Consider the following 22,350-nt stretch of genomic DNA (forward strand, 5'->3'; position numbering starts at 1 on the left):
AAATGAAATACATAATATTATTTAAAGTGATATAGTCGTTTTAGATAGTATGTCTAGGATAGAGAGAAAGGTTAGATATCTTCTTGCTTGGGTTTTAAGAAGAATAATTCTTTTTTTGTACCCTAAAAAAAGAAGTCTTACTTGTGACCTGACGCTCCATAATCTTTCATTGTTATTTTTACGTTGTAGTAAATTGGAACCTCACTGAATGTTTGATCCCAATCTTTTTTGACTTTTTCCCATACTTTCGGATGCTCAATTCTTAAACGGTTTCCAAAGCCAGCAACGTCTACTCGATATTCCTTTTGCGTTTTTTTAATTGTATGAACAACCAATCGTTTTACTTCTTTTTCGGTGGATTCTTCTGCCCTTTTTAGAAATGTATTATCAAAAGAGTTACCTGAAACCACCCAATTCTCAGATAATCGCCCTTCTGATTCGATGTTTACATCAAAAGAGATATTGTTTCCCTTAACATGAGAGGTGATTTTACTTTTCATAGACTCAAGCTCATATACAATTAGCCCACTCGTCTGTTTATCAAAACTTTTCACCACACCGCCTTTCCCCTTGCCTGTTATCCATGTTATCCCCTCTAATTCCTCTTCATTTAAAAAACCACGCAGTTTTTTTGTCTTTCCTTTTATCACGGCAGCTCCTGCAAATTTCACTTCTCCATTAGCCGAGATCACATTTTGCAAAAGAAAACTGGATCCTGATTGTAGCTTACCGTCTAATTTAATAATCGAGATAGGAGGCAAAATTCTTGTCGTTCGATAGGCATTATCTACCATTCCAAACAGACGAAATGCTGGAACTTCTCCTGCTTTCTTTGATACTAGGGTATTGGTAGCTCTCCCTTTACTAATAAACATAAGGCAGCTTGGTCTAAAATCATTATCCCGAAGATATTGATCAAGTAATCGATCTAAACTATACGATCGTGCAAGTTTATCACCGATTACAATGACTTTCATGTGACTGGCATTAAAAGGAAGATCCGTTACTAATGATAATTCACGAACCTCTTGAAGGATGGAGTCTCCCGTTTCAGAAATATTAACATAAGATTGTTGTTGCGATCCCCCTTCTTTACTCATTGAACTTGCTAATTGTGAGGTAATAAGTTGATAAGTTGTAGTAATCTGATCTTTTTTGGAATAGCCTTCATCTTGTTCGTTTATCTTTTTCTCTATGGTTGACTTCTTCCCTATATCGAATGCCACCCCTACACCCAAGCTTAGCTCTTCAATTTCATGACTGCTCCAACAGCCTGTAAGAGAAAAGAGTAAAAGGACAGACAGCGAAACCAAGAGAAATCGTATATTGTTATGACTTAACTTCATTGTTTTCTTCCTTTCCATCTCGCGATAATAAGAAGGAGAAGTGGTAGTAAACCAAATAAAAACAATGCAAAATTGCTAATCATATCCCCAAGTTTAAATAGATCATTGATATTTTTGGGGGTGATGGAAATGACGAAAATAAGCGGAAGTAAACCAAACATAAATGAACTAATGTTCTTTTTCGAAAGTTGAGCCAGCCCTAAAGCACCTACGTAGTAGCTGATGGTAAAGGTAGTAAACATTTGCATAATCCAAACCACCAGCAACAAAGAATCAAACCGTTCAAAGATCAAACCGGTTACCTCAAAACTTCGTATCAAATCAAGTGTTGGCCATGTTCTCGTGACCACTTCATCGACGGATAACGCTCCGATCACCATCACAACGGTTATCCCATAAAAAATCAATGGAACGGAAATTCCAATTAGGACCATTTTTACTGCTTTGTTTGGCTGTTGCATAAACGCCATGATGACCAGCAGGACTTCTGGACCTGTAAATGCGAGAGTCGTCGCCTTTACTCCTTTTAGCACAGGGATGAATCCAGTCCCCAATACCGGGCGTAAATTATCGATCTCAAATATTTTTAGGCTCAAAAAGGCTACTAGCAAAAAAAGGAAAATCGTAATAGGTAATACAATTTCAAACAGACGGGCAATCGGGTTGATACCGCCTATGATCAGATAGAGACCTACCCACATAAATGGCATCATAATTGCCCAGATAGGGGTACCTTCCAGCAAAAAATACCTTATTACTTCCGCCATTGAACGGAGTTGAAACCCGGAAGTTAAAAGAAAATAACATACTATAAGTAAACTAAGTAACCCGCCCACCCATTTTCCTACAATTTCACGGCTGTATTGATAAATTGTTTTTTGGGGAAACTGTTGGCATAATTTGACCATGATCACCCCTGCGATTATCGCGATCAGCCCGCCTAAAATAACACTTATCCATACATCTGGTGTATTCACCTTCTCTGCAGCTGTTCTGGGCAGTGTGAGGATTCCTGAACCAAGTATAAAGTTGCTGATGATAACAGCTGCTTGTGGCGTGGTAATTCGATCTTTTGGACTGACAATCATCCTTTCATGTTCCTTTCACAATAGGTTATCCTTTACGTATAGGATTTTTCGTATGCATCATCTTTGGACGACGTTTCATCATCATTAGGGGCATGCGAACCATCAAATCTTTCCATTCACTTAAACGATAAGGAACGGCTGGACTCATATAAGACACGCCAAAACTTTTTAGTTTCACTAAATGGCTTGTCATGAAAAGGAAAAATAGAATGACTCCATATAATCCAAGTATGGCAGCACAAAGCATGGCTACGAAGCGAAGAATACGCAATGTAATCCCTACACTATATTGTGGATTGGCAAAAGATGAGATCGCAGTTAACGCCACTACTATCACCAAAATGGGGCTAACAATCCCTGCCTGTACAGCTGCTTCACCAATGATTAACCCACCGACAATTCCCATTGCTGGACCAATTGGCTTCGGTAACCGGAGTCCAGCTTCCCTTAAAACTTCGATCGATATTTCCATAAATAACGCTTCGATAAGTGCAGGAAATGGAACACTAGACCTCGCCCCTATAATGGAAATGGCTAACTTAGTAGGAATCAATCCTGGATGAAATGAGATGAATGCAATATACAAAGCCGGTGTAAAAAGAGCCAGAATGGCTGCTAGATAACGAAGTAAACGGATGAACGTGCCAGGAATCCACCTTTCATAATAGTCTTCTGGTGATTGTAACATCATGCTAAAGGTAACCGGAACGATCAAAGCGAAAGGCGTCCCATCTAGTAAAATGGATACCCGACCTTCCATCAAGGCAGCAATCACACGATCAGGACGCTCTGTACTCTGTACCTGTGGAAAAGGACTAAGATAATTATCTTCGATAAGCTGCTCTACATAACCTGATTCTGGCACATTATCAAGATCAATTTTCTTAATTCGCTTTTCTACCTCTTGTACTAATTCCGGATCCACAATTTCATTTATGTAAGCGACGACTAAGTCTTTTTTTGAACGCTTTCCTACTTGAAATTTTACTAACGATAAATTTTCAATTTCACCATTCCCTCTCAAAAAAGATGTATTATCACTTAAGGATTCAGTGAAACCGACCCGTGGACCTCTGACTAATGCCTCTGATACTGGCTCTTCAATCGTCCTTGTTTTTAATTTTGTTGTACCAAGGATTAGCGCATCTAATGATCCATCAATTAAAAGCGCGGTAGAACCTGTTAATACTTTTGATACTAACTCTTTAATAGAACCAATCTCTTCTACTTCACTAATAGGCAGCACTTGATTTTTTACAAATTTGTTTAAATCGCTTCCCTTCACAAAGGATAGCTCCTGTTTATATTCTGTTGTGAAATCAACCATCAATGATGTCATAATATGTTTATTAATCAGATCTTTATCTGATAATCCATCCACAAAAATAATGGATGCTCGAATGCCGGTACGCCCAATATTAAACTCTCGAAAGTGCACATCCCAGTTATGACCGATTTCTTGTCTAACTAATTCTAAGTTTAAAGTCAAATCATCTGTAAACAGATGATTTGAGCCTTGAGGCTTAGATTCCTGTTGATCTTCAATTTTGTTAGGTTGTTTTTCTTTTTTTCTAACCTTTAATTTCCGTTCTCGCATTTTCATCACTCTTCCTTGCGAATCCAATTAAAAAATCTGAAGATCATGTACGGAATGAAAAACACGATAAAAGCTTGTATAAAAACTTTCCAGTCTGGAAGATAGGAAACAATAGAATTCCACATATTAACCACCTTTTTATGCCCAAATAACAGTAGCTGAAACCACGAACCAAAGTATGTAAAATTAAGTGATTTCCTTAATGTTCCTTGGATAGCATTATCTTTAGCTTATACGTGGAAATTTAAACATTATATATAACAACCCTTCATCACTCTGGGCTCCAACGTTTTATATGTATTTTGAACAAGTTCTACCAGCGGATGATATAATTTCCCGATCCTGAGCAGCGGTGACTACTCTTATAGGATGTGCATAAAAAATAACTCATTAATTTAAAGCAAAATTAATTAAAAAAGGCACCATCCAAAATTTTGGATAGTGCCTATTTCAATAGTTCATTAACTGTAATGAATTTATATCCCTCGTTTGATAATGATTGCAATATTCCTTTAATTGTATTTAGCTCTTCGCCAGTATCATCATACATGGGGTGTATCAAGATTATAGAACCAGGTTTTACATGTTTTTTCACATAACTCACTTTGTCAGTGGCAGAAGTATAGTAAGTATCTGGTTCAAGACTCCAAGTGATGGTATTTCTATTATTCTTATATAAATAATAAGGCAAGCCTACGAGTTTTTTTCCATTCGGAGGTCGGAAATCAATTTGACCTTTATACCCTGCTTCTCGAATTAGTTTATCCGTTTTTTCAATTTCCTCCTTGATGTAAGAAGGGGATTTAAAAACCATCCGCTGATGGGAATATGTATGATTTCCTATTTGATGCCCAGCACTTACAATTTTTTTAGCTTCTTCAGGATTTTTTTCAATTTCATTACCAATTAAAAAAAAGGTCGCTTTTACATGGTATTTTTGTAACAAGGGTAGAATTTTTTCTACATTTTTTGTTGGTCCATCATCAAAGGTCAATGCGACTACCTTTTGATCGGTCTTCACCTGGTCGGTTAGTCCACCAAATAACTGGAAGGTTCTAGAATTCATTAACTTATAGGTTCCAAGTAAAAAAAGGAACACTAACAAAATTCCAACTCCACTATATATTAACTTCTTTTTCATAAAACCAGCCTTTCTTTCGAATTTAATTAAAGTCTATTTTTATAGTATCATAATCTACTAACTTTCCAAGATGAGGTATTTACTGTAAAACTTTAAAACTATCTAGAGTAAATTAAAAAGGTAATTCATCATCATCTGCCTTTTACTAAGTCGATAATGTGAAAAAGTGCCAGTTCTCAAAAGGAACTGACACTTTTCGTATAATTATTTAACAACTCTTTCCCGAACCACTTCACTTCGATAAGATCTGCAACCTCGGAAAGTGCCATATACTATGGGACTCATTTAATAATCTTATTCAACAAAAAATCTACTTTCTCTTTAAGATGTTCTTTTACTCTAACATCAAGGTCCATTTCATCCATCGTCTCTTTTAATTTTCCGAACCATGCTGAGGCCCTATCTGGAGCTATTTGAAATGGGTGTCTTTCTTTAACCTGTGATACCTGCTCACCTTGTTCCTGAGTAGATTCCTCTGAAACTAAGCGATTTATAAATACTCTTTGCCGATTTTTCAGCAGCTCTATATCCGTGTTTCTTTCATTAAACATGTTAATATAGTAGGAATCCTTTAGTAGCTTATCATAAAAGCGGTCAACCAACTCATTCACTTTTTCCTGGTCTAATGCAATGGTCATCATCAATTCCCTCTTTTTCTTGATTGGAGTAGTTTCTACTATTATTGTAGTGTAAATAATAAACCAGATTTGTGACTTACATCACGAAAAAGACCTTTTGAAAGAATAAAGACACCTTTGTTTTCTAAACAGCAGGTGTCCCTAAAATAGATATAAATTAATCATTCTTCGAACGGCGATTATAATCCTTTTCAATTCCTTTTTTCCAGCTTCGATCAATCTTTTTGCCACTTCGAAGGTTGACCACGGCTTCATTTACAGCTTCATAATTTAATTGCGTTCCTTTATTGTCCGCGTGGTAATCAACGGCGAAATCCTCATCGATTCCAAATCGAGCAGCAGTCGAAATGGCATCGATATTGGCTCCAAGGAATAGGAATTCCCAGCCATATTTCTCCTTTTGGTGTTGAACCATTTTTTTGATTTTGTCGGCTGTGAATTCACGGCTGGCATTTTCCATCCCATCCGTGGTAATAACGAAAAGTACTTTTTCAGCACGTTCATCCTCGCTGGTTCTCTTTTGTACATTCACGAATTTTTGTATGGTAAAACCAATGGGATCTAATAATGCAGTGGTGCCGCCTACTTGATAATCTTCTTCAGTGATAGGAGAAATGCCCCTTACATTGATTCGGTCGTGGAATAATTCGTACTCGTGATTAAATAATACGGTCGTAACAATGGCTTCCCCTTCAGCCTTTTGCTGTTTCTTCAGCATCGCATTATAACCACCGATTGTATCAGCCTCAAGTCCTGCCATGGAGCCGCTTTTATCTAAAATAAACACTAATTCTGTTACTTTTCTTTTCATGAATATCATCCTCCGTTCTTTGATAAACAAAGGATAACACTAATCCATTACGAAATGGTCGCTTGGGAAGCGACATTTCAGGCACCGAGTATTGGCTGGTCAAAAGCAAATAAAGCCTCATTGATTTCATGAATATTGTAATTAGCATGTTGAATAAAATACTCAATAATTACATCGAATTTATTGCTGCGTGACAAGGTATAACCGGCTGCAGCTAGCAGCTCCATCGTTTCATCCACAGTTAATTTTAACGCAACAGCAAAAGCAATCGTTGTTTTCTTTTTCGGGGTATAATCGTCTTCATTTCGGATTTTGGAGAATAATCGCCGGTCAATATTCGCCCTTTTATACGTCTCTACATCCGTCATTCCTTTTTCATCAATGAAACGAAGCAGCCGCTCGGAAAAAGATTCATCGAGTTGGTCCAACAGGTTGACTAAGGAATACTCTGCTTCTTTATACAGATCCGGCTGAACAAATTCGACTTCTTGCGGTTGTTCCAATATATATCGTTCTTCTCTATTACGATTAAACGTGATTTCTACTTCTTCTACATAATGCTCATCAATATATTGATGAATCGATGTAAATAATTTCTTGCTTAAACCGAAAGAACCTTTGTCAAAAACAACCAGATAAACAAGCATATCATGATGTAATAAAAAAGAGCCGATGGTCGAAACCGCGATATGTAATGCTTCCTCCTTTGGATAACCATATATGCCAGTCGAAATTAATGGAAATGCAATGGATTCACATTGATGGTTTTTTGCCAGCTCCAAGGAGTTATAGTAACTTGACTTTAATAGTGCTGCTTCATGTTTGGAACCACCCTGCCAAATAGGTCCAGGTGTATGTATGATATATTTGGCCTCCAAGTTAAAGCCATCTGTTAAAACGGCTTCTCCAACCCTGCATTCCCCCATTTTATCGCATGCTTTTTGCAACTCATTGACACCTGCTGCACGAAATATAGCACCGCATACGCCACCACCCATTTTCAGTGATGTATTCGCAGCATTCACAACCGCATCCACCTTCATCTTTGTAAGATCATGGCGAACAATTTCTAATGGCATAAGTTTTCCCCTCCCCAAACCATTTCTTATAGTGTTCATTATATCAGAAAAAAATTTGATATTCGTAACAGTTGGTGACACTCTTTTACTGGTCCTTCAATAAATAAAGCATGCGCGTTTGACAAAATTCGGGTTGTGACACAGGTACGCCCATGATATACTTTTTATATCAGATATACTTTTTATATCAAGTTTTTTCTCTTTGGAGGTGGTTTTTATTAAGATTTGCCCATATTTAGAATACTCATTCCAAATACTAGGTAAAAAGTGGAACGGGTTAATCATTCACTATTTGTCCCTTTGTGAAAACAATTCAACTAGTTTTACAGAAATGGTTCAAGAAATTTCTAACATTACGCCCAGAGTCTTATCCATGAGGTTAACTGAACTCATAGAGTATGGTCTAGTGAAGAAAGAAGTGATAGATTCACCCACCGTAACAATTTCATATAAATTAACCGAAAAAGGGCAAGCACTTGTTTCTGCCTTACAGCCTATCCAGAAATGGGCAATTGAATATAAAGATAAGGTTTAATTAATAAATAGGAGTGATCAAAATGAATAGCAAAAATAATATGATTTGCGATTTGGAAACAGGGGTTTGTGGAAGCGCAGGAGACGAGGGAATGGGAATGGAAATGATTGACTTTAATCAACCCAAAAAAACGATTAATCTTTATTATGTTACCGACCCAATCTGTTCCCACTGTTGGGCACAAGAGCCAGTGCTCCGTCGTTTTGAAGAGCAGTATGGCGATAACTTTACCTTCCATACGGTTATGGGAGGATTATTAGAAAAATGGGGCGATGGACCTGTCGACCCAGCAAACGGAATCGCCAAACCGTCTGATGTTGCTGGACATTGGAGAGAAGTTGGTGAATATACGCGCATGCCAATTGATGGCACACTTTGGTATGACAATCCGATTCACTCATCCTATCCCCCATCGATTGTATTCAAAGTCATTCAAAAGCAAAATGAAGCGTTGGCTAGTGTGTTTTTACGCCGTGTGAGAGAAGCCGTTTTCGCTTTCAATCAAAATATTGCAGAGAAGTCGATTTTAGTGGAAATCGTGAATAATCTTGGACTTGATGGGGAAGCAATTGTAAAAGAAGCGGAGCTGCCAAGCGGACAGCAATTATTAAATGAAGATTTCGTGCTAGCTGCCAAATTAGGTGCCAGAGGGTTTCCTACGATTGTCATGATAAATGAGGAAAATAAAGGTGTGAAGATTGTTGGTGCTCGCCCATTAGAATACTATGTTGCAGGGCTAAAACAAGTACTAGATTCAGAGACTCTCCAACCTAAACAACAACCAGCACTTTCTAGCCTGCTTGAAAAAGAAAAGCTTTTATTTTCGAAAGAGATTGAGGTAATGTACGATCTTGAAAAAGCAGAAATTAACGCTTTTGCTGAAAAAGAACTTTCATCAAGCAGTTTTCAAGTGAGGGAAATTCTAGGTGAAACCTATTTTGTGACGAAATAATCACGAAAACAGTAACTGGTTCCGTTCCCTATCGCTATAATTAAAAATGGAACCAAAAATGACTATCAAATTGTAAACTAATTTGATAGTCATTTTTTATTGGTATATCAAGCTTTTTACAAAATAAGTGCTTAAATTTGTACAATGATAATGATTACTTATACATGAAAAACAGAATAGGTACTTTTTGCATGTGCCTTTTGTCATTTTTAAAGTCTATTGTATCTGCTTTGGTTTTCCAATATAGCTAAACGAATTAGCTTCACTTTTATTTCTTTACTTAATGAAAGCCATTGAGGTTTAAGGATTTTCATTTTACATTCCCCCATTAGAGTATTGTTCAGTTTCATATTTTGTAACAATATTCATCTGAGATGCAATTGTTTTTTCTACTATCTTTATCATTCCCGATTCCTCAAACTTTTTAACATTTTTCGTTTTCCATTTTATTTGAATTTTCTACATTTTTTTCATTTACTGTTTTGAATCGTAAGGAATCACCGTTTAATTGGACTCCTTTGATTCATCGGCGCTCTCGTCTGCTGGAATAACAGGAGCCTCCAGCGCAGGGGAATCAATATACTCCATAACTTTTACCTTTGGCGGCTCTGGCCGACTTTGACCATACAGACGTACGTAGATTTCTTCAATTTCCTCTCCTGTCAAATCACCCCGCTTCAGCAATTCTTCTGCAATGGAATGGACAAAGTCGGCGTTTTCATTTACTAGCTTCTTTACTTGAAGCATTTGGTCTTTTAACAACACGTTGATTTTTGGACGGAGCGCTCTAAGTCCATCGATTCGAGAGCCTATCGCCAGCCAGCTGAACAGCTCATCTCCCATACCTACCATTCCAAGGTAGGCGCCAGCTAACAGCGTAGCATGCTGCAGGTCGGAGGTGACACCGTTTAATTTCTTGAAGAGGAACTCTTCTTCCACCGCCCGTGCTGCCAGACACACCTGAATTTCTGCTAGGATTTCGCTATCGCTTCTATTATACCGCTCCTCTGTCGGCTTGGTCGCTGCAAGACCTAGCGCACTGCCCCTGCGGATAATTGTTACCTTCCAAACCCGTTCGTGCGGCTTCAATAGATACTGAGCGACTGCATGGCCGGCCTCATGGTAGGCGACATTACGCTTCTCATCTTCCATCATAGAGCTCAGAGGCTGCTTTAGTCCCCACTCATAAGTCTCCATGGCGGCCCGGAAGTCCTCGTAGCTTGCTAACTGCGCACCATGTTGGTGTGCAATTACAACAGACTCATTAACGATGTGTTTGATTTGTGCTGGGCTATAACCAATCGTATCAAGTGCAGCCTTCTCAGGTGTAAGAGTAGCGTCCCTTTTTACCTTTTCGAGGTAGTAGTTGAATACGTCCACCCTTCCATCATAATCTGGGGAATCGACCCAAAGCTTCCGATCAAATCTGCCGGGGCGGAGCAGCGCCTGATCGAGTACATCGGGCAGATTGGTTGCTCCGATTGTCAGCACTGCAGGTCGTTCTGCTTTTTTGCGCCGCAACCCAAGTGAACGTAGCAATTTGGCAATCTTGGAGTTATCAATGTTTGGCGGGTCCATCTGCAGAAGCAGCTCATTAAGCAAGCCCGAACCCATGCCCGCCATGCCAAGCATCCCACCCATACCACCACCGCCGCCTCCTCCCGAACGACTCATTCCGATTGCATCGATTTCGTCGATAAAGATAATGCAGGCGCCGTATACTTTCGCAAGCTTCCTCGCCTTCCTATAGAGGCCCATCACCTTCAGGTTGCCGACACCGAAGAACATATTTTGAAAACTAGGAGCCGATGCGTAAGCAAAGGGAACCTGCGCTTCGTTCGCAATTACCTGTGCCAAATAGGACTTTCCAGTGCCAGGGGGCCCACATAACATCAACCCTCGTATCGCCTCACCACCCATGTCCTTAAACTCCTTGACGCCCTTTAGCAAAACGACAATCCGCTTGGCATTATCAACGATTTCGGGATTTCCTCGGTAATCATCCCAAGTCGAACCAGTCTCGCCAGGCAGAATCCAGTAAGTTCGTCCCCGTGCCAGGAACCAAAAAAGTGCAACAAACTGGATAATCATAAACAACATTGCAAAGAGCAACTGCAGCAAATAACTAACAATAGTCAACGCTACCTGCCAATAGGCCGGCCCTCCCCTTAAGAGAATCATTCCTAAGAAAAAGATGGCCGCAAGCCAGAGAAGAGATTTACGCCACTTGACCCATTGATATTTCCTCATAGCTTCACTACCTTTCGGAATATTCAGAATATTATATGAGGAATTAGCCCTAAAAGTGCCTAGAAAGGTGTCAGGCACCTAAAAAAGACAATTGTCCATCATATACGGACACCTTTAATTATTTTTTAAGGCGAATAACTTGATAATCATACTGATATTTATTCGTTGTCTAATCAGGTCATACCTTATTTATGTGAACGACATTAAGATTTCTTTCTGTTGAAGTGTTGTTAATAATTTCCATATCCCTATTAAAAATGTTCTTTAAATCTAGGCACCTTTTCCCTGCAAAGGCATAGATAGATTTACCTATTCCTATGAACAAAATATTGCTATTAAAAAATGAAAAAGCCCTCCAAGTAGGAAGGCTTCACCTTGCTTATTTAATTAATTTATTTTTAATGTCCAATAAATATTTGAGTACAGCTGCTATACCGCTTATGAAATAGAATGTTATCAGAATCCACCCTGTTGGATCTATTGGAAACATGGTTATTAGAATGTTCAACGGCAAAACAATATATACGATATCCTTTAAATAATCTAAAACAAATGTGGGATCGAACTTGCCTGCCCAAAAAGATTGGAAGAATGCAATAAGAAAATTAAGAATCATTAGTCCAAATACAGCCCACATTGTGTAGAGCATCCAGTCTGAAAGTGTAAAGCCCATTTATCATCACCACCTTACAATATACTATGCTAGTAATAATGTAAGGTGAAGACGACAACAAGTTAAATTAACAAAATTTTCAGAAATAAGAAGTTAAATAAAAAAAGGGTTTTTGGATTCTTAACCTGTATCTGCATAAATGTTAATCTACAGTCTTGCTGCATTTCCTTTTAGTACAGCTGTTCATAATGATAGTTGGTAAAAACCATACTCTAAGTCAATTAACACCCGCTTTCTCCATCTTTCTATTTGAATCTAGCAAAGGGTAATGAAAATCATTGTGAGATTGATTGTTATGGTTTATTCACTTTGTTAAATGGGTACTGTATTGTCATCCCAAATTTATAGGAGGTAATATCAAATGAACAATGAACAGTACCCAAGCAAATTACCCGCACAGGAACAAAACCAGCAACCAGGAATTGAGAAGGATATGAAGCCACTTCCAGATACGGAAAATCCGAACTACAAAGGAAGTAACAAGCTACAAGGAAAGAATGCCATAATTACCGGTGGTGACAGTGGAATTGGACGTTCTGTATCAATAGCTTTCGCAAAGGAGGGGGCAAATGTTGCGATTATTTATTTAAACGAAAGCAATGATGCCGAAGTAACCAAACAGCTGGTTGAGGAGGAAGGTGGAAGATGCCTATTAATTGCTGGAGACATCGGTGATGAATCCTTCTGTAAAAATGCCGTACAGCAAACAGTAGATGAGCTGGGTGGACTTGATATACTTGTGAATAATGCAGCTGAACAGCATCCTCAAGAAAGCATTTTGGATATAGGGACAGAACAACTGGAAAAGACATTCCGGACAAATATTTTTTCTATGTTCCATTTAACAAGATCCGCGTTGCCTCACCTTAAGCCAGGAAGTGCGATTATTAATACAACATCTATCACTGCCTATCAAGGACATCCAAAGCTGCTTGACTATTCTTCTACTAAAGGTGCAATTACAACCTTTACACGGTCTCTTGCCCATCAGCTAGCCGAAAAAGGAATCAGGGTAAATGGAGTCGCTCCAGGACCTATTTGGACACCACTTATCCCTTCTACTTTTACCGCGGAAGAAGTAAGTAAATTTGGACAGGATACACCGATGAAGCGCCCTGGACAACCGGAAGAGGTTGCTCCTGCGTATGTCTACCTTTCATCAAATTCAGATTCATCCTATGTTTCTGGACAAATTTTGCATATAAATGGTGGAAAAGTCGTTAATGGGTAGGTAGATACAATAAAAAGGGATTCGCAATTCATCCCCTCCCAGAATTAGAACTGAAACAGAAATATAGCCCATTTCCAAGCATATATTTTAAAAGTTTAGGACGGTTCTTTTTATAAACAGTGGTTACCATCCCATCCATAAGCAAAAAAGAGAGACAAATAATTTACATTATTAATACAACTTGTCCACACCTCCCAATTTACTCCTACATTTAATGTAAAAAGGGAGGTGAAATTTATTGAGTATAGAGGACGTTATTTCAATTGGAGCAAATTGCATTGTTCAAATCAGAAATCGCTTTTTTCTTTTAGTAGAAATCGAAGTGGAAGCAGGCAATGTTGCATTTGAAGAATTCGTGTTTATTCGTATATCACGACAAGAGGCCAGGACATTGTTGGATGCAGGAGTCCATCGTTGTGAAATTACAACCCGCGTTCCGAGATCGGATGATGTAGAAGTAGAATTTATTTGTCTCTTGATTGTAGATGGAGAGGCATTTGCAGTGTTTGATGTAGAAAACGACACGGACGAAGCAGTTCTTGTCGAAATCCCATTAGCAGCAGCACGTCGATTAATCCGCAGAGGTGCAAGGGAATGTACTGTCATTGACAGATTGCGAGATTAAGATTTTTAAAAAGAATGAATAGATTACATTAGAGGGCTATTTACGCGAATAGTCCTTTTGTTTTTTATAATTAGGCTGTGTAAAACTAGTTTGTTGATTTCCGCTCCAGGCGCTTCGCTTTCCGAGGGCGGGTTCGTGGAGCCTCCCGCAGGAGTCTCGCGCCCTCCGCTCCAATCAACAGGGTCACAATATCAGCAATTACCTTTAACACTGCCTCTTATAAAAATAAAAGGATCATTATATTTTTCTATATCGTATCCACGGATAAATATTTTGGATGATGATGGGTAATTTATTATAGTCTGAAGATTTAAGGTACATTTATAGGAGGAAATAAATGAGACTCAGAATACTTTATAAATTGTCGATGGTCGTTTTGGTTACAGCATCTATTTTAATAGGAGCCTTTTATCCTAATACGAAAGCGATGAGTGTGGAAGCAGCGAGAATCCCAGGGAATAATCAAAAGGCAGATCTTGTGATTAAAAATGGGCACATCTTAACGATGAATGCGAAAAAGGATGCCTTTGTCAAAGGGACAATTGTAATAAAGGATAAGAAAATCATTGCAATTGGCGATGAAAATTTGGAAAAACAATATAAAGCCTCTAAAGTCATTAATGCCAATGGTAATATAGTGATGCCGGGAATGATTAATACTCATAATCATGTTCCAATGGTTGCGTTTAGAAGTATTGGTGAAGAAGGAGTAGGCAATCGGTTATTTGATGTTTTTTTTCCACTAGAAGGAAAATTACTTTCAAGGGACCTAATTTATAAAGCATCCATTCATGGCGTCATAGAAATGGCAATGGGCGGAGTTACGACATATGCAGATATGTATTACCACGAAGATGAAGTAGCAAAAGCGACAGAAAAGATTGGCATTAGAGGAGTTCTTGGAGAAACGGTTATTAGCTTTCCAACAGTCGATGCTCCTGAACCATATGGCGGACTAAAATATGCAGAGGACTTCATTAAACAATATAAGAATCATGAACTAATTACCCCATCTGTGGTAGCCCATGCTCCCTACACAGTTAGCCCTGAGATGATTAAGGCATCGAAAGATTTAGCCAAAAAATATCAGGTACCATTTGCGATTCATGCGGCAGAGTTTGCTGATGAAGCACAAAGAGTAGAAACCAAGTTTGGTCAGAAGTATCCTTCAGTCATAAAATACTTGGATTCTTTAGGAATATTAGATGAAAATACAATGCTTGCACATGCCATCCATATTGATGATGAGGACATTAACATCATTAAACAAAAAGGAGCCACAATTGCCCATAATCCAATAGCGAATACAAAAGGGGCAACCGGTGTGGCACCAGCTATTAAGATTGATAAAGCAGGGATTAAGATGGGATTGGGTACAGATGGGCCAATGAGCTCGAACACCATGGATGTATTCGGGACAGCGGGATATGCGGCAAGAGTCCATAAATTGGTCAACAAAGATCAAAGTGTAATGCCGCCAAGTAAGGTTGTCGAACTTGCCACAATCGGTGGTGCAAAAGCACTTGGGTTGGATAAAAAAATCGGCTCACTAGAAGTCGGGAAATACGCGGATATTATTATTGTAGACATCCATGCGCCTAATACTTTTCCAACATATGATCCGTATGCAACGTTAACATATTCAGCAGGACCGCAAAATGTAAGAGATGTGATCGTCAATGGGAAATTGATTGTAGAAAACAAAAAACTTAAGACATATGATTACAAGAAAAATCTGAAGGATATGGAAGGAATCTATAAACAAGTAGCAGAAGTAGAGAAAACACTTCCCTATCATCAACAAAAACCAACGAGTGAATGATGTATTCAACAAAAAAGCGAAGCTTGAGGGAATTATCCTCAAGCTTTTAACCCTTTTTTACCGGCACTCATATCAATTTATAACATGAGAACCCTCCCTGTGGAGTTTTACTGAACACTATTTTTGTGGCTTCCCCTTCATGCATGTGACCATCACACCGTTTTCTCCGCACATCACTATCCATTTTCCATCATCGAAACAAGAGTCTCTTTGAGTAGAGTAGCTCAGCCAATAGGGATGCACATCATTATTGTTTCCACTCAGTTTATTCACAAAGAGTTAAACCGTCCCTAGCTGTCAGACTATTATCAACAAAAACTTACATAAAACTTTTTCCTTTTAATTTCAATCAATTTTACTTTATGTTGGTTTTTTGTAATGGTCTGTCCCTCTTCTTGCATAAAGATATAAAAAGGAGGGATTTTAATTTTATATCCAAATAAACTTATTAGAATTACTGTTGCTTATGTTTTTATTACCTCAGCACTTATGAAATTAATTGGTACCGAAGTAGCGAATCATTTTCTTGGATTAGGACTTCCCTATCCCCACATGATGTTAAAGATTATCATTTTATTAGAAATGGTTTGCGGAATTCTACTATTGGTTAATAAAGCTGTTAAAAATGCAGTGGTACCATTAATTGGTATTATGATCGCAGCCATTCTATTAACAAAGGTTCCTTTACTGCACACTGGCTTCCTTCCATTCGCATTTGGTGCTCGTTTAGACATTGTTATGTTAGTTTTGCTAGTTTATCTATACAAGGCCAAATAAGATTTCCCTGTTTTTTGGGGTGCAGTTCAAAACGTTTGTAAGGATTTAATTTAGCTAATTGGTACTTCAGAAGTCTAGTGAACAAAAAAAGGATAGAAAAGGAATCACGTATTCCCGCTTCCTACCCCTTTAAAAATAATTCCATTTTCTACTTCATTACTTAACTAATTTTAAGAAGTTTTACTCTCTTCATACGGGATTGGTACCTGGGACGGTTCCTTCAATTTTCTTTTCATCATTACATAATAGAGTACTGATGGAACCACCAATCCTAATATCCAGGCTATATCGGCTCCCCCCATTGCTTTCGCACCAGGTCCTACATAGAACGAGGTGTTCATAAATGGAACTTCGGCGATAATTGAAACGAGGAAAGAAATAGCAGTAATTTTGTTTACTTTTCCGTACTTTCCATTTAAATCAAAAATATCTTTAATACTATACTCCCCGTGACGCAGGACGTAAAAATCAATGAGGTTAATGGCTGTCCATGGAATTAAAAAGTAACTAATAAATAAGATAAAGTTGATAAAATTGGACAAGAAATTTCCCTGACCCCAAATAGCCAGTAAAGTTCCAACTGTTCCAATTCCAAAGATAAAGAACATTCTTACTTTTGGGGTTACTTTTATTTTTGAAAAAGGCTCAACAGTAGATATGGTTGACATAAAGGCGCCATATAAATTAAAAACATTGATGGAAAACTGACCTAGGATAATCACAGCAATTAAAAGAAACGAAAAACTTCCAAACTGATTAGCGAGATTCGTTCCGGAGTTACTAAGGAAATTCGGAATGGCCGTAGTCAATAAGACTCCTAAAACCATCATCCAAACAGTGCCTAAAACAGTCCCTGCATACGTATACCAAAACGTTTTTGAGTAATTGGTATCAATTGGCAAATACCTTGAGTAGTCAGCGACATAGGGTGCAAAAGAGATCTGCCAGGTTGCTACCACACTAACACTTAACATAAAGATTGGTAGATTGAACTCAGCTGGAGACCAGCTTCCTGACGGAACGGGTAATTGGAAAACAATAAACGTAGCAGCTATGAAAACAAGAAAGAACACCCATGTCAAATACTTTTGCATCTTATGAATAAGATCATGGCCAATCATTGTCACGATAAAGGTGAGGATATTAAGAACAATGATACTCAAAGTTAAGTTAAGATCTAAGGCACTGCTCAATACTTGTGCACCTAACAAACCACTGCTTGCAAAAAAACCCAAGTACATGAAAATAACTAGAATTAAGGGAATCACGGCTCCAATAACACCAAATTGTGCACGGCTTTGAATCATTTGGGGGATACCTAGTTTAGGTCCTTGAGCAGAATGTGAAGCCATAAAAATGGCTCCTATTAAATTACCAACGATAATAGCTACAACACTCCAAAAAAGATTTAAGCCAAAAGTGACACACAATGATCCTGTTACAAGTGTGGTAATGTGCATATTTGCAGCAAACCAAACTGCAAACAATCCTCTTGGTTTTCCATGACGTTCATTGGCTGGAATATACTCAATACTTCTTGTCTCAATTTTCATAGATCTGCCCCCTGAAATATATTATTTGGTGACTTATCTTAGGAGTGAACTTCTTCCTTATTCAACTTGCGTTCATCTATGTTTTCTTTTTCCTTTAAAACAAAGCTGAGTAAATCCAATGCAAGCCGTGCACCTACTTGACCGGTCATTCCAGCTGGGTCATATGGCGGTGCTACTTCGACCAAATCAAAGCCAATCACTTTTCCTCTTTTAGCTATTCCTTCAAGCAATTCATTTACTTCATCGTAAATAAATCCTCCTGGTGAAGGGGTACCTGTTCCGGGTGCTACTGAAGGATCCAAACCATCAATATCTAGGGTAATATAGTATTTTTCTCCTTCTGGAAGTAGTTCTATCACCCTTTCAATTCCCATTTTCCTAATTTGGCGCGGTGATAAAATAACACTTCCATATTCTCGTGCTGCATCCACATCTTCCTTCAAACTGCTGGAAATTCCTCGAATTCCAAATTGGAAAATTTTCTGAACATGGTCCATTTCAGATAAACGACGGATACAGCTTCCATGCCCATACCTTTGCCCGGAACGATGATCCGCCCAATCCAAATGTGCATCGATTTGAATAACATGAAAAGGCCCTAACTCTCCTAAAGCTTTACCAACTGGAATGGTAATGGAATGATCTCCGCCTAATACAACCGGCATGGCTCCTTTTGAAACAATCTTTCTAATGGCTTCTTCTGTGTTTTCATGGCATTGCATCATATCTCCATGAACCATGTCCACATCACCGCAATCTACTACTTTCCATCTTGGCCCCAAATACGTAATATCTTTTTCAATATCGTAAGCACCATTTAATCCAAAACTGTAAAGTGTTGATCCTTCACGAATCCCCCTTGGACCCATTCTTGCTCCCGATTTCCATTGAGTACCCATATCATTTGGAACTCCAATAACGGCTACATCCGCATCTAGTTGATTAATATCTGAACAAACAGGATATTTTCCAAAAGTGCAGATACCAGTAAAAGGTAAATTCAAAAATTGCTTTTCATCTTGATTTGACATAAAATAGCCTCCTTTAAGTTTCTATTCTTAAAGATTGCAATTTTCATGCCAACTAATAAAGACAGCGTTTAAGAGAACGTTATAGTCAAAAACGACTACCTTTGCTCAACATATTTTAGTATTTTCCGATTGGCAGTAGATTGGCTGATTCCCAATATTTCTGCAAGTTTAATGCTACTGGGATATTTATGATACATTCGCACAATATACTCCTTTTCAAGTGTTTCTATATAATCGTTTAATGGAATTTCTTTCGTTGACGGGGTGAAGGAATCCTTTTTTGTTTCCTCTTCTCCCCAATCAAGGTCTATTTCGTTCCCACTAGATGTGATCATCTTCTTTTCAATATAGTTTCGTAATTCCCTGACATTTCCCGGCCAATTTTGCTGGCTTAGCCAAGCAGCCATTGTTGGGGTAAAATATGTATTCAATTGATATTTACGATTCAATTGTTCAGTAATCTCGTAAATTAATGGAATGATTTCTTCCTTTCGTTCCCTTAGCGGTGGAATCTCTACCTTTACGACATTGATTCGGTAATAGAGATCCTCTCTAAATTTCCTTTCTTTGATCATCTTTTCTAAGTTTTGATTTGTAGCACAAATAATTCTGCAATTTACCTCAATTTTTTTTGTTCCTCCAATTCTCATTAGGGTTTGGTTTTGCAAAACCGACAATAATTTTACCTGAAGATTCAAAGGCAGTTCACCAATTTCATCTAGAAAAAGAGTTCCCTTTCCTGCTATTTCAAAGTACCCCTTCTTACCCCCTTTTTTAGACCCGGTAAAAGCTCCCTCCTCGTAACCGAAAAGCTCTGATTCAAATAAAGATTCAGGTATTGCACCACAGTTTACATCAATGAAGGGTTCAGCCTTTCTTGATGACATTTGATGAATTTTATAAGCAATATGGTTTTTACCAACCCCCGACTCCCCCTCGAGTAATACAGTAACGTTTATATCTGCTACCTTTGATACAACTTCAAATACTTTTTCCATTTTTCCATTACTTATAAAGAATTGTTGAGTCGCCTGTTTTCGTAATTTTTCATTTTCTTCTTGAAATTTTAGTAATGCCTTTGCTACCTGCTCATTTTCTTTTCTTAAGGACTCAAATTCGGTTATATCTCTTGAAAAACTCGTAGCACCTATTAATATTCCTGATTGATCATAAACCGGATATCCGGAGATGATTAGTTTTCTATTATGATTTGTTTCCTGAATTAGCGTTACTTCCTTGTTAGTTCTGAGCACGCTTGCAATGACAGAGGGAGAAAAAAGTCCTTGTTTTTCAAGTTCGAAAATATTATGATTAACGATTTGCTCACACGGAATACCAAAGACTGTTTCAGTAGATTGACTTGCATATAAAACCATTCCCGTTGCATCCGCAATAAAGATTTCATCAAAAGAATGTTCTAAAATATGGTTTAAAAGTATCGAATCATCCCAGCTTTTATTCATTTTCATCACCTAGTCATTTTTGATTTAATCATAATCAAAAATGACTAATAATTCAAACTATTTTAAATTTTAAACGAGGCTGCTCGATTTCTTCATATGCGACTGGGATTTCATCCGTATCGTATTAAAAATATCTATTTATACTAAGTTCAATTGATTAAATTTGTTGGATAAGTGGTAAATATAAAAACAAGAGAAATGCAAACTGGTGTAGTTTTGCAAAGAAAGGATTAACGAAAATGATTATAATGGAAAGAGAACAAAGCTATTTTATGGTAACTCAGAATGATCACGCCAAAATTGCAGGGGAAATCGCCCGAAACTGTAAAGATGAATATTTTTTTGATCATACACGAACCCAAGAAGTGCAACTGGCGATCCAAGAACATGACAGAGGCTGGATAGAACTGGATACGTCTCCTGTATGGAATGATAAAACGGAGATGCCGTACTCTTTTATCGACTACCCGATAGTGCTTAAAATTTCTTTTTATAAAAAGGGATTGAATGAAGTTGAAAAAATGAGCAGGTATGCTGGACTTTTATGCAGTTTACACTATTCATCATTCATCCAGGATGCTACAGAGCCCGCAGTCAGGGAATTTTGGAATGAAGAAAAGCAAAGACAGGAGCAACTTTTAAAGGGATTGCAAATAGTGGGAAACGAGAATAAGAATGAAACTTTAATGTACCACTTAGATCTGTTAAAATTTTGTGATTATCTTTCCCTGTATATTTGTTTAAATGAACCTGGAGATAATAAAAGGATACATCCCTTTTTTCGAAATGGATTTCCACAGTTATTTCCTTTTGTTACGGACAAACCCATCGATGCTCATTGGAAAAACCAAGAAACGGTTTCGCTCTCCTTCTCCCCTCTGAAAGGTGAATTAGAAGTAAAACTGCCTTATAGGGCTGTAAGAAAAGACCAAATAGAGGAACATGGCATCTTACAGGCATACAAGGATACCCCTGTTACTATAAGGAAGATAGCGTTTAATTAGGAGAAACCTGTGGAAAGCATTTTTCCGAAAAAATGCAATCCACCCGTATATTGTTTATCTAAGATCTGCGTTTAGGTATAAAGGTTTTACAACAGGTTTCGGCTAATATAATCAGTACATTCTATTTAACCAAGAACGTCTCTCCTACTTCATCAAATGCGTGCTTATAGTCAAACGCAAAAGGAGTGGGTCCATGCTGAATATAATAGTTGTATCTCTTGAATGCCTCCCCCCAGGATACATCCTTCACCTTCTCCGTCCACCACACCACATATGTAGGTTGTTTCTCTTGATGAGTTTCAATCCACTTGTTCCTATCTCGTATGGCTTGCTTGTGTTGACCTGAATACGTAAAACGATATAAAGATTGAAGGCTTTTCCATACCGTTAGTGTAAGAATAGGAACACCCTCTCCTTGGATAACTTCCTCAGGGAATGGCACTCCATTAGGTGAAAACTCCTCTATAAGATGCCCTGATTTAGCAGCCTGGCGAATCACTTCGTATCCCACCTCAAAAAACTCACGAGAGGCAGGATGCTCATACGGATGTTTTAGTCTACCGACAGTATAGATCGCAACAAAAGCCATAATTATCTCTCCATTTACACTTTTTACCTACATATATTCAAGAAACTCTGGACTAATTCCTGTTGAACAAACTTACCATCATTCGTTGTTTTCCACGATGATAATTAATCAAGAAAAGTGTAGTCTCCATACACTCATTGAAGGG

General features: G+C 38.0%; 20 protein-coding genes. 7 read left to right on the top strand and 13 right to left on the bottom strand.

What is annotated here, in order from left to right:
• Window positions 1-137: 137 nt before the first annotated feature.
• The 7 genes from AB7942_RS13410 to AB7942_RS13440 form a co-directional block, all read right to left on the bottom strand.
• The gene (locus tag AB7942_RS13410) at window positions 138-1,346 is read right to left on the bottom strand and encodes a Ger(x)C family spore germination protein (RefSeq protein ID WP_369447223.1); all 1,209 of its coding nucleotides are present in this window, start codon (window positions 1,344-1,346) and stop codon (window positions 138-140) included.
• Window positions 1,343-2,434: a spore germination protein gene (locus AB7942_RS13415; protein WP_369447224.1), complete on the bottom strand. Its 1,092-nt coding sequence runs from the start codon at window positions 2,432-2,434 to the stop codon at window positions 1,343-1,345. The genes AB7942_RS13410 and AB7942_RS13415 overlap by 4 nt, the downstream gene beginning before the upstream one ends.
• A 25-nt stretch (window positions 2,435-2,459) precedes the next feature.
• Window positions 2,460-4,031: a spore germination protein gene (locus AB7942_RS13420; protein ID WP_420490873.1), complete on the bottom strand. Its 1,572-nt coding sequence runs from the start codon at window positions 4,029-4,031 to the stop codon at window positions 2,460-2,462.
• Between the two features lie 445 nt (window positions 4,032-4,476).
• A complete protein-coding gene (locus tag AB7942_RS13425) occupies window positions 4,477-5,172 on the bottom strand; it encodes a polysaccharide deacetylase family protein (RefSeq protein ID WP_369447225.1) in 696 nt (231 codons plus the stop codon).
• A gap of 281 nt (window positions 5,173-5,453) precedes the next feature.
• On the bottom strand, window positions 5,454-5,813 hold the full coding sequence (locus AB7942_RS13430) for a protoglobin domain-containing protein (protein ID WP_369447226.1): 360 nt from the start codon (window positions 5,811-5,813) through the stop codon (window positions 5,454-5,456).
• A gap of 154 nt (window positions 5,814-5,967) precedes the next feature.
• Complete coding sequence (locus AB7942_RS13435; RefSeq protein ID WP_369447227.1) at window positions 5,968-6,621, bottom strand: vWA domain-containing protein; 654 nt, start codon at window positions 6,619-6,621, stop codon at window positions 5,968-5,970.
• Window positions 6,622-6,698: 77 nt separating this feature from the next.
• Window positions 6,699-7,700: a macro domain-containing protein gene (locus tag AB7942_RS13440; RefSeq protein ID WP_369447228.1), complete on the bottom strand. Its 1,002-nt coding sequence runs from the start codon at window positions 7,698-7,700 to the stop codon at window positions 6,699-6,701.
• Window positions 7,701-7,908: 208 nt separating this feature from the next.
• On the opposite strand from AB7942_RS13440, the gene AB7942_RS13445 reads away from it, so the two are divergent.
• Window positions 7,909-8,235 carry a winged helix-turn-helix transcriptional regulator gene (locus tag AB7942_RS13445; RefSeq protein ID WP_308160760.1) on the top strand — a complete coding sequence of 109 codons (327 nt, stop codon included), beginning with the start codon at window positions 7,909-7,911 and terminating at the stop codon, window positions 8,233-8,235.
• Between the two features lie 22 nt (window positions 8,236-8,257).
• On the top strand, window positions 8,258-9,187 hold the full coding sequence (locus tag AB7942_RS13450; protein ID WP_369447229.1) for a DsbA family protein: 930 nt from the start codon (window positions 8,258-8,260) through the stop codon (window positions 9,185-9,187).
• A 504-nt stretch (window positions 9,188-9,691) separates the two neighbouring features.
• Here AB7942_RS13450 and AB7942_RS13455 read toward each other — a convergent pair.
• Together AB7942_RS13455 and AB7942_RS13460 are read right to left on the bottom strand one after the other, a co-directional pair.
• Window positions 9,692-11,437 (bottom strand): AAA family ATPase, encoded by a 1,746-nt coding sequence (locus AB7942_RS13455; RefSeq protein WP_369447230.1) that lies wholly within the window; start codon window positions 11,435-11,437, stop codon window positions 9,692-9,694.
• Between the two features lie 379 nt (window positions 11,438-11,816).
• Entirely contained in the window at window positions 11,817-12,110 is a 294-nt protein-coding gene (locus AB7942_RS13460) for a hypothetical protein (RefSeq protein ID WP_088088234.1), read from the bottom strand.
• 361 nt (window positions 12,111-12,471) lie between these two features.
• On the opposite strand from AB7942_RS13460, the gene AB7942_RS13465 reads away from it, so the two are divergent.
• From AB7942_RS13465 to AB7942_RS13480, 4 genes are all read left to right on the top strand, one after another.
• Window positions 12,472-13,341 (top strand): SDR family oxidoreductase, encoded by an 870-nt coding sequence (locus AB7942_RS13465; protein ID WP_098934074.1) that lies wholly within the window; start codon window positions 12,472-12,474, stop codon window positions 13,339-13,341.
• A 238-nt stretch (window positions 13,342-13,579) separates the two neighbouring features.
• Window positions 13,580-13,966, top strand: coding sequence for a hypothetical protein (locus AB7942_RS13470; protein ID WP_098934073.1), 387 nt, complete (start codon window positions 13,580-13,582; stop codon window positions 13,964-13,966).
• Between the two features lie 337 nt (window positions 13,967-14,303).
• Entirely contained in the window at window positions 14,304-15,788 is a 1,485-nt protein-coding gene (locus AB7942_RS13475) for an amidohydrolase (RefSeq protein WP_369447231.1), read from the top strand.
• Window positions 15,789-16,241: 453 nt separating this feature from the next.
• The gene (locus AB7942_RS13480; RefSeq protein ID WP_369447279.1) at window positions 16,242-16,565 is read left to right on the top strand and encodes a DoxX family protein; all 324 of its coding nucleotides are present in this window, start codon (window positions 16,242-16,244) and stop codon (window positions 16,563-16,565) included.
• Between the two features lie 170 nt (window positions 16,566-16,735).
• Here AB7942_RS13480 and AB7942_RS13485 read toward each other — a convergent pair whose 3' ends face one another.
• The 3 genes from AB7942_RS13485 to AB7942_RS13495 all read right to left on the bottom strand — a co-directional run bounded on the left by AB7942_RS13485 (window position 16,736) and on the right by AB7942_RS13495 (window position 20,612).
• Window positions 16,736-18,118 (bottom strand): purine-cytosine permease family protein, encoded by a 1,383-nt coding sequence (locus tag AB7942_RS13485; protein ID WP_369447232.1) that lies wholly within the window; start codon window positions 18,116-18,118, stop codon window positions 16,736-16,738.
• A gap of 38 nt (window positions 18,119-18,156) precedes the next feature.
• Entirely contained in the window at window positions 18,157-19,149 is a 993-nt protein-coding gene (gene speB / locus AB7942_RS13490; RefSeq protein WP_369447233.1) for an agmatinase, read from the bottom strand.
• 95 nt (window positions 19,150-19,244) lie between these two features.
• Window positions 19,245-20,612 (bottom strand): sigma-54 interaction domain-containing protein, encoded by a 1,368-nt coding sequence (locus AB7942_RS13495; RefSeq protein WP_369447234.1) that lies wholly within the window; start codon window positions 20,610-20,612, stop codon window positions 19,245-19,247.
• A gap of 239 nt (window positions 20,613-20,851) precedes the next feature.
• Between AB7942_RS13495 and AB7942_RS13500 the strand changes: the two genes are divergently transcribed.
• Window positions 20,852-21,616: a DUF3891 family protein gene (locus tag AB7942_RS13500; protein WP_369447235.1), complete on the top strand. Its 765-nt coding sequence runs from the start codon at window positions 20,852-20,854 to the stop codon at window positions 21,614-21,616.
• A 121-nt stretch (window positions 21,617-21,737) separates the two neighbouring features.
• Here AB7942_RS13500 and AB7942_RS13505 read toward each other — a convergent pair whose 3' ends face one another.
• Window positions 21,738-22,205: a DUF3291 domain-containing protein gene (locus AB7942_RS13505; RefSeq protein ID WP_088088243.1), complete on the bottom strand. Its 468-nt coding sequence runs from the start codon at window positions 22,203-22,205 to the stop codon at window positions 21,738-21,740.
• Window positions 22,206-22,350 lie beyond the last annotated feature (145 nt).

The sequence above is a fragment of the Neobacillus sp. BF23-41 genome (assembly GCF_041106275.1).